Consider the following 12,497-nt stretch of genomic DNA (forward strand, 5'->3'; position numbering starts at 1 on the left):
GGGCGGCGCGACCGCCCCCGCCGCCCCCGCGGGGCACCGCCCCCGGCGGGCCGCCCGCCGCCCCCGGGCCCGCCGCCCCCCACGCGTCGGCCCGGGCGTCGTCAGCGGCGCACGGCGAAAAGCCGGCCCACCGAGAGGTGGACCGGCTTTCAAGGCAACCGGAGGGCTGCGCTACGACGAGACGTCGGCGGGATCATCCCCGCACGAACGCGGGGAGCATCACTTAGCGCGAGACCTTGCCGGCCTTGATGCACGAGGTGCAGACGTTGAGCCGCTTCGGCGTCCGACCGACCACGGCACGCACGCGCTGGATGTTCGGGTTCCAGCGACGGGACGTACGGCGGTGCGAGTGGGAGATGTTGTTGCCGAAGCCCGGCCCCTTGCCGCAGACGTCGCAGTTGGCAGCCACGGGTCACTCCAAAGACTTCAGATGCACTTACAGTGAAATCCGGCGTGCCGGAATCAGTGGTCTGAAGTGGCTTGCCGGGGGAATGGCCCGATTCTCATCGGGCAACCGGAGCAGCATACAACGGCTGCGCCCGTAGAACGAAACTACCACGGGCACCCACGCCCCCACCCCGGGTGCGGGCCCGGCCCGGGTCTACCCTGCGGTGCATCCAGCCTCCCCGCCCACGTCCGCCACCGCGGCGTGGAGGGACCGCCGAAGGAGGACCTCGTTGCCCCAGCCCCTCGATGCCCTGGCGGTCCGCACCTGGTGCTCGCTCGCCCTGGACGCACTGGGCCGGGAGCGCGAGGAGATCGACGCGATCAACGTCTATCCGGTGGCGGACGGTGACACCGGCACCAACCTCTATCTGACCGTCGAGTCCGCGGCCACCGCCGTGGAGGCGGTCTTCGCCGCGTACGAGACCGGCTCGGCCGCCCCCGCTCTCGCCGACACCGTGCGGGCCATGGCGCACGGGGCGCTGATCGGGGCGAGGGGCAACTCCGGGACCATCCTGGCGCAGTTGCTGCGCGGCATGGCCGAGGTGCTCGGGGAGCGGGGCGGCGGGGCCGCCGAGGCGCTCCGGCGGGCCGCTGAGTCCGCCCGCGAGGCGGTGGCGCACCCCGTGGAGGGCACGATCCTGAGCGTCGCCTCCGCCGCCGCGCAGGCCGCGCACGGCACGGCGGACGGCGACGACGCGGCGGCGGTCGCGGCCGCGTACTCGGGTGCGCGCCGGGCTCTGGCGCAGACACCGGGACAGCTCGAGGTACTGGGCCGGGCCGGGGTCGTGGACGCGGGCGGACAGGGTCTGGTGGCGGTGCTGGGCGCGCTGGCCGAGGCGGTGACGGGGGAGGCGTCGGTACGGCCCGCCGTGCGCGCCCACCCGGCCGTGACGACGGCGGCAGAACCGTGCGCCGACGGAGGTCCGGCCTTCGAGGTGATCTACCTGCTGGAGGCCGACGACACCGCCGTGGCCCGGCTGCGGTCCCGGCTCGACGCGCTCGGCGACTCGCTGGTCGTGGTCGGCGGAGACGGGCTGTGGAACGTCCATGTGCACGTCGACGACGCGGGTGCGGCGGTGGAGGCCGGAGTGGAGGCGGGCAGGCCGTACCGGATCCGGATCACCCACTTCGCCGCGGCCGGGCACCCCGAGCCGCGCGAGCGGGTCCAGCGGGCCGTCGTCGCCGTGGTCCCCGGGGAGGGGCTGGCCGGGCTGTGCGCGGACGTCGGCGCGACCACGGTGCTCGCGCGGCCCGGCGAACCGCCCGCCAGCGGTGAGCTCGTCGACGCGATCCGGCGGGCGCACGCCCGCGAGGTCGTGCTCCTCCCGAACGACGCCGAACTGCGGCACACCGCTGCCGCCGCGGCCGAACAGGCCCGCGCCGAGGGCGTCCGGGTCGCCCTCATCCCGACCCGCTCGGCGGTCCAGGGCATCGCCGCGCTCGCCGTCCACGAGCCCGGGCGGCGCTTCGACGAGGACGTCGTCGCCATGACCTCGGCGGCGGGCGCGACGCGCTACGGCGAACTGGCCGTCGCCGAACGGCAGTCCTTCACGTCCGCCGGTGTCTGCCAGGCGGGGGACGTGCTGGGGCTCATCGAGGGCGACGTGGCGGTGATCGGCGCGGACCTCGCAGCCACCGCCGAAACGGTTCTGGACCGCATGCTCTCGGCCGGGGGTGAACTCGTCACCCTGGTCCTCCCCGAGGACGCCCCGCCGGAGCTCGGCGAGCGGCTGGAGGCGCACGTGCGCGCGGGACACCTGGCGGTGGACACGGTGATCTACCACGGGGGCGCGGGAGCCCCGCTCCTGGTCGGCGTGGAGTGACCGCCCGTCCACGGAAGGTGGCTCCGTGAAGTTTCGGACGGTCCGCGGGGAGCCGGCCCCGGCGGCGGCCCGCCGCACCTCCCCGGTGTTCCGCGGCGCGCCGCACGCGCCGCGGAACGCGCCGTTCCCGCGGGCGCGCGACGGTTGTCGGTGCCGTGGTGTGCAATGGACGGCGTGCTGGACGAACCGCTGACCAAGACGCTCGGCCCCGCGACCGCCAAGGTCATGGCCGAGAACCTCGACCTGCGCACCGTCGGTGATCTGCTGCACCACTATCCGCGCCGGTACGAGGAGCGCGGGCAGCTGACCCGGCTCGCCGAGCTGCCGCTGGACGAGCACGTGACCGTCGTCGCCCAGGTCGCCGACGCCCGTGTGCTCACGTTCAACGGCGGGCGCGGCCGGCGGCTGGAGGTCACCATCACCGACGGCAGCGGACGGCTCCAACTGGTGTTCTTCGGGCGCGGCGTGCACCGGCCCCACAAGGATCTGCTGCCCGGCACCCGCGCCATGTTCGCGGGCAAGGTCTCCGTTTTCAACCGCAAGCTGCAGCTCGCCCACCCGACGTACGAACGGCTCGACGCCGAGAGCGGCGAGGGGGCCGTCAGCGCCTTCGCCGGAAGGCTCATCCCGATCTACCCGGCCTGCAAGGGCCTGGAGTCCTGGAAGATCGCCAAGGCCGTCGACGCCGTCCTCCCGCACGCGACGGAGGCGGTGGACCCGCTTCCGGCCACGCTGCGCGAGGGCCGTGGATTCGTCCCCCTCCCGCAGGCCCTGCTGAAGATCCACCGTCCGCAGACCAAGGCCGACGTGGAGGACGCGAGGCAGCGGCTCAAGTGGGACGAGGCATTCGTCCTCCAAGTCGCCCTCGCCCGGCGGCGGTACGCGGACGCGCAGCTCCCCGCCGTCGCCCGCCGGCCGGTGCCGGACGGGCTGCTGGACGCCTTCGACGCACGGCTGCCGTTCACCCTCACCGAGGGGCAGCGCAAGGTCTCCGCCGAGATCTTCGGCGACCTGGCCACGGAGCATCCGATGCACCGGCTGCTCCAGGGCGAGGTCGGCAGCGGCAAGACCATGGTCGCCCTGCGCGCCATGCTCGCCGTCGTGGACGCGGGAGGGCAGGCGGCGATGCTGGCGCCCACCGAGGTCCTGGCCCAGCAGCACCACCGCTCCGTCGTCGAGATGATGGGCGACCTCGCCGAGGGCGGGATGCTCGGCGGCGCCGAGCGCGCCACCAAGGTCGTGCTGCTCACCGGCTCCATGGGCGCGGCAGCCCGCCGCCGCGCGCTGCTCGACCTCGCCACCGGCGAGGCGGGGATCGTCATCGGCACCCACGCACTGATCGAGGACAAGGTGCAGTTCCACGACCTGGGCCTGGTCGTCGTGGACGAGCAGCACCGATTCGGCGTCGAGCAGCGCGACGCCCTGCGCGGCAAGGGCAGACAGCCGCCGCATCTGCTGGTCATGACCGCCACCCCGATCCCCCGCACGGTCGCCATGACGGTCTTCGGCGACCTGGAGACGTCCGTGCTGGACCAGCTGCCCGCCGGGCGCTCGCCGATCGCCTCGCACGTGGTCCCCGCCGCGGACAAGCCGCACTTCCTGGCGCGGGCCTGGGAGCGGGTGCGCGAGGAGGTCGAGACCGGTCACCAGGCGTACGTCGTCTGCCCCCGCATCGGCGACGACCTAGACACCTCCGCGGAGGCCCGGCGGAAGTCGCCGGAGGACGAGGCGGAGAAACGGCCGCCGCTGGCCGTGCTGGACGTGGCCGGGCAGCTGACGGCCGGACCGTTGAAGGGCCTGCGGGTGGAGGTGCTGCACGGCCGCATGGCGCCCGACGACAAGGACGCCGTGATGCGGCGCTTCGCCGCGGGCGAGGCGGACGTCCTCGTCGCCACGACCGTCATCGAGGTCGGTGTGAACGTACCGAACGCCACCGCGATGGTGATCATGGACGCAGACCGGTTCGGCGTCTCCCAGCTCCACCAGCTGCGCGGCCGGGTCGGCCGCGGCTCGGCCCCCGGACTCTGCCTGCTCGTCACGGAGATGCCCGAGGCGAGCCCCGCACGCGCCCGGCTCGGTGCGGTCGCCGCCACCCTGGACGGCTTCGAGCTCTCCCGTATCGACCTCGAACAGCGCCGCGAGGGCGATGTGCTGGGCCAGGCCCAGTCGGGAGTGCGCTCCTCGCTCCGGGTCCTCGCGGTCATCGAGGACGAGGAGATCATCGCCGCGGCCCGCGACGAGGCGGTGTCCGTCGTCGGAGCCGACCCGGAGCTGGAGGGACTACCGGAGCTGCGGACGGCGCTGGACGCCCTGCTGGACAAGGACCGCGAGCAGTACCTGGACAAGGGCTGAGCCGCGGCTCGGGCCCGAGCACCCTCCTCCCCGTGCCACAGGCGCCGGGGTACGAAGGCGGCTGCCCTGCGCCGGCCCGTGGCGCTGCTGCCGTACCGGGCCCGGGGACGGGCGGGGGTCCGCGGCCGCGCGGAGCCCATATCGTGGAGGTGACCGGATCGGTCCGACGGCCACGACCAGGCCGCTCGAACCGATCGAGCACCGTCTTCCGCGAAGGACCCAGATGACCCGCGTGATCGCCGGCGCGGCCGGCGGACGCCGCCTGGCCGTGCCGCCGGGCAACGGCACCCGCCCCACCTCCGACCGGGCGCGCGAGGGCCTTTTCTCCACCTGGGAGTCGCTGCTCGGCGGCTTCCCGGGACTGCGCGTGGCGGATCTCTACGCGGGCTCGGGTGCCGTCGGTCTGGAGGCGCTGTCCCGTGGTGCCTCCCACGCCCTGCTCGTCGAGGCCGACGCCCGCGCCGCCCGCACGGTCAGGGAGAACGTCCGGACCCTGGCCCTGCCGGGAGCCGAGGTCCGCGCCGGCCGGGCCGAGCAGGTCGTGCAGGGACCGCCACCGGCGGACCCGTACGACGTGGTGTTCCTCGATCCGCCGTACGCCGTCACCGACGACGATCTTCGGGAGATTCTCCTCACACTCCGTGCGGGAGGCTGGCTCGCGGAGGGCGCCGTCGTCACCGTGGAGCGCAGCACCAGGGGCGGTGAGTTCGCCTGGCCCGACGGGATCGAACCGTTGCGGGCCCGTCGCTACGGCGAGGGGACGCTTTGGTACGGTCGCGCCGCCTCTACGTGCGAAGACGCACCATGACCGGACCGGAGAGCGAGGGACTTCAGTTGCGCCGCGCCGTCTGTCCGGGGTCGTTCGACCCCATCACCAATGGACACCTCGACATCATCGCCCGCGCCTCCAAGCTGTACGACGTCGTGCACGTGGTGGTGATGATCAACCAGTCCAAGCAGGGACTGTTCACCGTCGACGAGCGGATCGGGCTGATCCGCGATGTCACCGCCGAGTACGGCAACGTCGAGGTCGAGGCCTACCACGGCCTGCTCGTCGACTACTGCAAGGAGCGGGACATCCCCGCCATCGTCAAGGGCCTGCGGGCGGTCAGCGACTTCGACTACGAGCTGCAGATGGCCCAGATGAACAACGGCCTGTCGGGTGTCGAGACGCTCTTCGTGCCGACCAGTCCCACCTACAGCTTCCTGTCGTCCTCGCTGGTCAAGGAAGTCGCGGCCTGGGGTGGCGACGTCTCCCACCTGGTGCCGCCGGTCGTCCTGGAGGCGCTGACCGGGCGGCTCCCGAAGAAGTGACATGGGAGGCGGCACGCTCGGCTGCTTCCTGACGTGCCGTCATCCGGTGTCGGACCGGCGCCGACTGCCCGTACAGTCGTTGCGTCCGGCTCCAAATCGGCTGTAGTGACTGTAGAGAGTGGCGAGCACAAGGTGGACGTGCAGAAGAAGCTCGACGAGATCGTCGAGGCGGTCGGGAACGCCCGGTCCATGCCCATGTCGGCCTCCTGCGTGGTCAACCGCGCCGAACTGCTCGCGATGCTCGAAGAGGTGCGGCAGGCACTGCCCGGCTCGCTCGCCCAGGCCCAGGAACTGATCGGCGACCGGGAACAGATGGTCGAGCAGGCCCGCCAGGAGGCCGAGCGGATCATCCAGGCCGCCCACTCCGAGCGCGGCTCGCTGGTCTCCGGCACCCACATCGCCCGGCAGTCCCAGGAGGAGGCCGACCGGATCCTCGCCGAGGCCCGCCAGGAGGCCGAGGAGATCCGCGCCGAGGCCGACGACTACGTCGACTCCAAGCTCGCCAACTTCGAGGTCGTCCTCAACAAGACCATCGGCTCCGTCGACCGGGGGCGCGAGAAGCTGCTCGGCCGCGGCCACGGCCCGGACGACCAGGGCTACGTCGACCCGGCCGACGACGACGCCCCCGAGTACAGCGCGGACCCGCAGACGCTGATCCGGCGCGCGGACGACTACGTCGACGCCAAACTGGGCGCCTTCGAGGCGGTGCTGTCCAAGACGCTGGAGGCGGTCGGCAGGGGGCGGCAGAAGCTGCACGGCCGGATCGCGACGGACGAGCTCGGCGCGCACATGGCCGCACAGGAGGCAGCCGGGACCGTGCGGCACACCAGCGACGCCGACTACCTCGCCGGGCTCGCGGAACTGGCCGACCCGGAGCCCCGGGCGCAGCAGCCGCAGGCCCCGCAGCCCCAGATCCCGTCGCAGGCCGACCCCTACGGCTACCAGCCCGCGGCGGCCCAGGTCCAGCAGCAGGACGTGTACGGGTACCAGCAGGACCCGTACGCGATGGGCTACGGACAGCAGCAGGGCTACGACCCGGCGTACGCCCAGGGGTACGCCCAGGACCCGTACGCCGGAGGCTACGGCGCCCAGCAGCAGCCGCAGCAGGCCCATCAGGGCCACGCCCAGCCCGCCCCGCTGGACGAGACGAGCTTCTTCGACACCAGCATGATCGACATGGAGCAGCTGCGGCGCTACGAGCAGGGCCGCTGAACCGGTAAGGACCGGATTGGGCCTGGAGCGAGCGGTCCAGTATCCTGGCTCTTCGGTCGCGCGAGCGTGGATTGATGCTGCGCTGGATTCGTGGCCTCCCACACTCGATCCGAAAGCAGGAAGAGCCCTGAACGCCCGCCTCGACCACCGCAACCCCCTCGTGTTCGACACGCACGAGCTGGGCCGGCGGCCCGGTGCGCTCCAGCGGCTCTCCCGTTCCGTCCCGGCGCCCGCGGCGCCGGCGGTCCTCGGCGTCGAAGGGGTCATCGGTGTGCCCGAGGGCGCGCCCGTGGAGCTGGAGCTCCGCCTCGAGTCCGTCATGGAAGGGGTGCTCGTCACAGGCACCGCCCGTGCCACGGCCGAGGGGGAGTGCGTAAGGTGTCTGGAGCCGTTGCGCCATGAGGTCGTGGCGGACTTCCAGGAGATGTTCTCGTACCCCGACGCCGACGACCGGGGCCGTGCCAAGGAGCCGGAGCCCGGCGACGACGCCGAGGACGAGGACGTGATCTTCCTCGAGGACGGACTGTTCGACCTCGAGCCCGTGCTGCGTGACGCGGTGGTGCTCGCACTGCCGATGCAGCCGGTGTGCCGGGAGGACTGTGCAGGGCTCTGCTCCGACTGCGGGGCCGACCTGAACGCCGATCCGGACCACCACCACGACGCCGTCGACATCCGTTGGGCGGCACTGCAGGGACTCGCCGATTCACTCGGAACCGGTGAGAAGGACAAGAAGAGCGGCGACGCGCCTCGATCAGCACGCGTCGACGAGAAGCAGGAGAAGTAGCCGTGGCTGTTCCGAAGCGGAAGATGTCGCGCAGCAACACGCGCCACCGCCGGTCGCAGTGGAAGGCTGCGGTCCCCACCCTGGTTTCGTGTGAGCGTTGCCAGGAGCCGAAGCAGCAGCACATCGCGTGCCCGAGCTGCGGCACCTACAACAAGCGCCAGGTCCTCGAGGTCTGAGCGGCTGGTGAGAGGCGCGATGTCTGACAGCATCAGTTCGGCCTCGTCCCACACGCTTCTGGAAGGGCGGCTCGGGTATCAGCTCGAGTCCGCCCTTCTGGTGCGTGCGCTGACCCACCGCTCGTACGCGTACGAGAACGGCGGTCTGCCCACCAACGAGCGGCTGGAGTTCCTCGGGGACTCGGTGCTCGGACTGGTGGTCACGGACACGCTGTACCGCACCCACCCCGACCTGCCCGAGGGCCAACTGGCCAAACTGCGGGCCGCGGTGGTCAATTCGCGTGCGCTGGCGCAGGTCGGCCGCGGCCTCGATCTCGGGTCCTTCATCCGCCTCGGCCGGGGCGAAGAGGGCACGGGCGGGCGGGACAAGGCCTCCATCCTCGCCGACACCCTGGAAGCGGTGATCGGCGCGGTCTATCTCGACCAGGGCCTCGACGCGGCGTCCGAGCTGGTGCACCGGCTCTTCGACCCGCTGATCGAGAAGTCCTCGAACCTCGGTGCCGGCCTGGACTGGAAGACCAGTCTCCAGGAACTGACGGCCGCCGAGGGGCTCGGGGTGCCCGAGTACCTGGTCTCCGAGACGGGTCCGGACCACGAGAAGACCTTCACTGCTGCCGCCCGCGTCGGTGGTGTCTCGTACGGCACCGGCACCGGCCGCAGCAAGAAGGAAGCGGAACAGCAGGCGGCGGAGTCCGCGTGGCGTGCGATCCGCGCCGCCGCCGACGAACGCGCGGCGGCGGCGAAGGCCGCGGAGGCCGCGGAGGCCGAAGGGGCCGCCGACACCCCTTCATCCCGCGCCACCGCCTGACGCTTCGCTTCCGGACCCCGCCGCGCCCGCGCGGCGGGGTCCTTCCCTTCCCTTTCTCTTCCCGAAGGCGCTCCTCCCGCCCGGACCGGCCGCCGGGGCGGGGAGGGCCCGCGGCTCGCCGGGACGCGGCGCGGAGGTACGCTGCGGACGTCGAGTCGGTCGAGGTCCGGAGGAGATACGTGCCCGAGTTGCCCGAGGTGGAAGTCGTCCGGCGGGGACTCGAGCAGTGGGTCTCCGGGCGGACCGTGGGCGGCGTGGACGTCCTGCACCCGCGGGCCGTGCGCCGGCACCTCGGCGGCGGGGGCGACTTCGCGGCGAGGCTCCGGGGGCAGCGGATCGGAACCGCCAGGCGGCGCGGCAAGTACCTCTGGCTGCCGCTGGAGGACAGCGGCAGCGCCGTCCTCGGACACCTCGGCATGAGCGGGCAGCTGCTCGTGCAGCCGGAGGCGGCGGCGGACGAGAAGCACCTGCGGATCCGCATCCGTTTCGAGGACGGCCTCGGCACCGAACTCCGCTTCGTCGACCAGCGCACCTTCGGCGGACTCTCCCTCCACGACACCACCCCGGACGGGCTGCCGGACGCGATCGCGCACATCGCCCGGGACCCCCTCGACCCCGAGTTCGACGACGCGGCCTTCCACACGGCGCTCCGCCTGCGCCGTACGACGATCAAGAGGGCCCTTCTCGACCAGTCCCTGATCAGCGGTGTGGGCAACATCTACGCCGACGAGGCCCTGTGGCGGGCCAGAATCCACTACGACCGGCCCACGGCCGCTCTGACCCGGCCCCGCTCCGCCGAACTCCTCGGTCATGTGCGGGACGTGATGAACGCCGCCCTCGCCGTCGGCGGCACCAGTTTCGACAGCCTCTACGTCAACGTGAACGGCGAATCCGGGTACTTCGACCGGTCGCTCGACGCGTACGGGCGCGAGGACGAGCCCTGCCGACGCTGCGGTACGGCGATGCGCCGCCGCCCCTGGATGAACCGCTCCAGCTACTACTGCCCGCGCTGTCAGCGCCCGCCGCGGCCCGCCCGCTCGTTGCCGCGCGTCGCGTCGTAGCGTCCGCGGGCGGCCAGCACCTCCGGCATCCGCCCCTCCACGAGCCGGATCAGAACGAGCAGCCGCTCCGCGACCTCCCGGCCGAGCGGGGTCAGTTCGTAGTCGACCCGCGGCGGATTGGTGGGCTGCGCGTCGCGGTGGACGAGACCGTCCCGTTCCAGCGCGTGCAGCGTCTGCGAGAGCATCTTCTCGCTGACCCCGTCGACGCGCCGCCGCAGCTCGTTGAAGCGGGACCCGCTCTCGTACAGCGCGCCCAGCGTCAGGCTGCCCCACCGCCCGGTCACATGCTCCAGGGTGCCGCGCGACGGGCACTGCCGGTCGAACACGTCGAAGGCGATGGAGTCGTCCATGGCCGACACCTTACGCCCGGGAAGCGCTCACTCACGGCGAGCGCTCCGCACCAGGTGGCGGCGGACGGACCCGCGCCGCCGGGCCGGACCCGCGGTGCCGTGGACGCGGTCCGGGCCGCCCCGGTGGCCGATGACGGCCTCGGGGCGGCCCGGGGGCGTGCGTGGGTCGCTGACCCGCGGAAACCTCAGAAGCCGAAGTCCTGGGTCCACCACGGGCCGCCCTGGGCGAAGGAGACCCCCACGCCCAGCGTCCGGTACTCGCAGTTGAGGATGTTCGCGCGGTGGCCGTCGCTGTTCATCCAGGCGTTCATGACGGTCCGGGCGTCGGCCTGGCCGCGGGCGATGTTCTCCGCCCCCAGTCCTCCGACGCCGGCCTGGGCGGCACGGTCCCAGGGGCCGTCGCCCTCCGGGTCGGTGTGGTCGAAGAAGTCGCGCGCAGCCATGTCGGAGCTGAACCGGCCCGCGAGGCGGCCCAGCGAGGCGTCCGCCCGCACCGGGGCGCAGCCCACCTTGGCGCGCTCCTTGTTGACCAGGGCCAGCACCTCGGCCTCCGCCGCGGCCTCGCCGGACGGTGCCTCGGGCCGCGGCTTGGCGGGGACGGGAACCGCCCGGCGCTCCGGGGTCGCCTTCCGCTCCGCGACCCTGCCGTCGGGAGCCTCGGCGCTCCCGGGCGCGGTCGGCGGCTTCGCCGAGGGTGCCTTCCTCGCCGGCGGCACCGGCTTGGACGCGGTCGCCGACGGGGAGACCTTCCGCTCCTTCCCCGTGGTCGAGGACATGCCCTTCGACGGGCGGGGGGCCGCCTCTGCCGAGGTGCGCTGCGACGGGGTCGCGGCGGCGCCGCCTTGGGCCTCGAGGTCACCGGTGGCCGCCTCGCGCACGTGCTGCGCGGCGTTCTTCTGGCTGCCCGTGGTGAACAGGTCGCCGCCCGGCACCAGCCCGGCCGCGACGGCGACGGTGCCGACCGCGGCCGCGGCGGCGATCCCGAGCAGTCCGGTGCGTACGGGCCCGGGAACCCGCTTCTTCCGGCGGTGGCGTCCCATCCGCTCGCCCTTCCGGTCTCGACTTCAGCTGGATCAGTGGAAGGACTCGCCCGAACGGGCGAAGTCCGTTGCGTCGCGACTGTACGCGATGTCGGGAGTGGGCGATGTGACCCGAGTGGCATTGACCGGTACGCGTCCGTGTAGGTTTCGCGCATGCATGAGCACGCACGGATGACCGCATGGGTACGCGGCCGCGTACAGGGAGTGGGCTTCCGCTGGTTCACCAGGGAAAACGCTCTGGGGATCGGCGGGCTCCGCGGCTTCGCGCTCAATCTCGACGACGGCAGGGTGCAGATCGTCGCGGAGGGGCCACGTGAGAATTGCCACCGCCTTCTGGAATGGCTGAGGTCGTCCGACACGCCCGGTGTCGTCTCCGGCGTCACCGAAATCTGGGGCGTTCCGCGCGGGGGGTACGACGGATTCGCGATCCGCTGATCGGAAGACCTCGGCGCGGGCACACGATGTGTTCATTCGACTGCCCACAGCATGCGTGTTCGAAAGAAACGCGCTGGTGGTTGCCAATAACCGTCCTGCCGTGCCAGGCTGCGCCAGTAACGATGATCTCCGAGCCCCCGGGGCCCGCAGGAGAGCCGCCGCCGCGCGTTCCGCGGCCGCGAGCCCGCGGCCGACCCCCGATACGGGGTGTGATCGTGTTGACCGTCAAACTTTTTGGTGAGACGCTGGAAGCCCCGCGCACCCTAGCTGTTTGGCAGCAAGAATCGCAGTGAGCACAAGCGCTGCCGAGCACCGCGGGTGCGAAATCCCTCACGACCCACACCGCATCGGTCGGTCACTCAGTGTGGAGGACCATCCATCATGGCAAAGGCGCTTCTCGGTTACGTCGGCGGTTCCGACCCGCGACTCCTCGCCGAGATGCGACGGCTTCAGCAGCGCGTCCAGGACCTGGAGTCCGAGCTCGTACGGATCCAGTCCGAGAACGACGCGCTGAGCGCTGCCGCCGCACAGCACCGTGGCGAGTCGTTGCTCGAAGGCATCGACATCGACGTACCCAAGGGCGAGCCGGCGCTCACCTGATCCCAGATCCTGTGGGGATCGGGTGAGAAACTCTCTCGCACGGCAGGTATGTATGCAAGGGACGCTTCGGCGTCCCTTCTTTCTTTGTTTCCCCC

At 72.2% G+C, this 12,497-nt stretch carries 14 protein-coding genes; 11 read left to right on the forward strand and 3 right to left on the reverse strand.

Translation table 11 applies throughout. The features are described from left to right. Nucleotides 1-223: 223 nt before the first annotated feature. On the reverse strand, nt 224-409 hold the full coding sequence (rpmB, locus tag AB0J10_RS18655) for a 50S ribosomal protein L28 (protein WP_003957616.1): 186 nt from the start codon (nt 407-409) through the stop codon (nt 224-226). Between the two features lie 268 nt (nt 410-677). Between rpmB and AB0J10_RS18660 the strand changes: the two genes are divergently transcribed. The 9 genes from AB0J10_RS18660 to mutM all read left to right on the forward strand — a co-directional run bounded on the left by AB0J10_RS18660 (nt 678) and on the right by mutM (nt 9,977). Beyond that, nucleotides 678-2,270 (forward strand): DAK2 domain-containing protein, encoded by a 1,593-nt coding sequence (locus AB0J10_RS18660; protein WP_363062845.1) that lies wholly within the window; start codon nt 678-680, stop codon nt 2,268-2,270. 165 nt (nt 2,271-2,435) lie between these two features. Then, a complete protein-coding gene (gene recG / locus AB0J10_RS18665) occupies nt 2,436-4,622 on the forward strand; it encodes an ATP-dependent DNA helicase RecG (protein WP_363062847.1) in 2,187 nt (728 codons plus the stop codon). Nucleotides 4,623-4,845: 223 nt separating this feature from the next. Beyond that, nucleotides 4,846-5,430 carry a 16S rRNA (guanine(966)-N(2))-methyltransferase RsmD gene (rsmD, locus tag AB0J10_RS18670; protein WP_363062849.1) on the forward strand — a complete coding sequence of 195 codons (585 nt, stop codon included), beginning with the start codon at nt 4,846-4,848 and terminating at the stop codon, nt 5,428-5,430. Beyond that, a complete protein-coding gene (gene coaD / locus AB0J10_RS18675; RefSeq protein WP_363062851.1) occupies nt 5,427-5,936 on the forward strand; it encodes a pantetheine-phosphate adenylyltransferase in 510 nt (169 codons plus the stop codon). Before rsmD ends, coaD begins: the two co-directional genes overlap by 4 nt. Before the next feature lie 132 nt (nt 5,937-6,068). Next, entirely contained in the window at nt 6,069-7,148 is a 1,080-nt protein-coding gene (locus AB0J10_RS18680; protein ID WP_363063109.1) for an ATP synthase F0 subunit B, read from the forward strand. A gap of 160 nt (nt 7,149-7,308) precedes the next feature. Further along, nucleotides 7,309-7,932: a DUF177 domain-containing protein gene (locus tag AB0J10_RS18685; protein ID WP_363062853.1), complete on the forward strand. Its 624-nt coding sequence runs from the start codon at nt 7,309-7,311 to the stop codon at nt 7,930-7,932. 2 nt (nt 7,933-7,934) lie between these two features. Then, nucleotides 7,935-8,108, forward strand: a complete 174-nt coding sequence (gene rpmF, locus AB0J10_RS18690; RefSeq protein WP_026165248.1) for a 50S ribosomal protein L32 — start codon at nt 7,935-7,937, stop codon at nt 8,106-8,108. 19 nt (nt 8,109-8,127) lie between these two features. Further along, nucleotides 8,128-8,916, forward strand: a complete 789-nt coding sequence (gene rnc / locus AB0J10_RS18695; RefSeq protein ID WP_363062855.1) for a ribonuclease III — start codon at nt 8,128-8,130, stop codon at nt 8,914-8,916. Between the two features lie 179 nt (nt 8,917-9,095). Next, a complete protein-coding gene (mutM, locus tag AB0J10_RS18700) occupies nt 9,096-9,977 on the forward strand; it encodes a bifunctional DNA-formamidopyrimidine glycosylase/DNA-(apurinic or apyrimidinic site) lyase (RefSeq protein WP_363062857.1) in 882 nt (293 codons plus the stop codon). Here the strand turns inward: mutM and AB0J10_RS18705 are convergent. Continuing rightward, on the reverse strand, nt 9,929-10,327 hold the full coding sequence (locus AB0J10_RS18705) for a helix-turn-helix domain-containing protein (protein ID WP_363062859.1): 399 nt from the start codon (nt 10,325-10,327) through the stop codon (nt 9,929-9,931). The genes mutM and AB0J10_RS18705 overlap by 49 nt on opposite strands. Before the next feature lie 185 nt (nt 10,328-10,512). Beyond that, the gene (locus AB0J10_RS18710; RefSeq protein ID WP_363062861.1) at nt 10,513-11,367 is read right to left on the reverse strand and encodes a CAP domain-containing protein; all 855 of its coding nucleotides are present in this window, start codon (nt 11,365-11,367) and stop codon (nt 10,513-10,515) included. 153 nt (nt 11,368-11,520) lie between these two features. On the opposite strand from AB0J10_RS18710, the gene AB0J10_RS18715 reads away from it, so the two are divergent. Then, nucleotides 11,521-11,802: an acylphosphatase gene (locus AB0J10_RS18715; RefSeq protein ID WP_363062863.1), complete on the forward strand. Its 282-nt coding sequence runs from the start codon at nt 11,521-11,523 to the stop codon at nt 11,800-11,802. Nucleotides 11,803-12,183: 381 nt separating this feature from the next. After that, a complete protein-coding gene (locus AB0J10_RS18720; protein ID WP_269728178.1) occupies nt 12,184-12,402 on the forward strand; it encodes a hypothetical protein in 219 nt (72 codons plus the stop codon). Nucleotides 12,403-12,497: the final 95 nt, after the last annotated feature.

This window comes from Streptomyces sp. NPDC049887 (assembly GCF_040656535.1).
GTDB lineage: Bacteria > Actinomycetota > Actinomycetes > Streptomycetales > Streptomycetaceae > Streptomyces.

Coding starts and splice junctions, on each gene's coding strand:
- recG (WP_363062847.1), top strand. CDS start 2,436: ATGGACGGCGTGCTGGACGAACCGCTGACCAAGACGCTCGGCCCCGCG.
- rnc (WP_363062855.1), top strand. CDS start 8,128: ATGTCTGACAGCATCAGTTCGGCCTCGTCCCACACGCTTCTGGAAGGG.
- AB0J10_RS18710 (WP_363062861.1), bottom strand. CDS start 11,367: ATGGGACGCCACCGCCGGAAGAAGCGGGTTCCCGGGCCCGTACGCACC.
- AB0J10_RS18720 (WP_269728178.1), top strand. CDS start 12,184: ATGGCAAAGGCGCTTCTCGGTTACGTCGGCGGTTCCGACCCGCGACTC.
- AB0J10_RS18705 (WP_363062859.1), bottom strand. CDS start 10,327: ATGGACGACTCCATCGCCTTCGACGTGTTCGACCGGCAGTGCCCGTCG.
- AB0J10_RS18715 (WP_363062863.1), top strand. CDS start 11,521: ATGCATGAGCACGCACGGATGACCGCATGGGTACGCGGCCGCGTACAG.
- coaD (WP_363062851.1), top strand. CDS start 5,427: ATGACCGGACCGGAGAGCGAGGGACTTCAGTTGCGCCGCGCCGTCTGT.
- rsmD (WP_363062849.1), top strand. CDS start 4,846: ATGACCCGCGTGATCGCCGGCGCGGCCGGCGGACGCCGCCTGGCCGTG.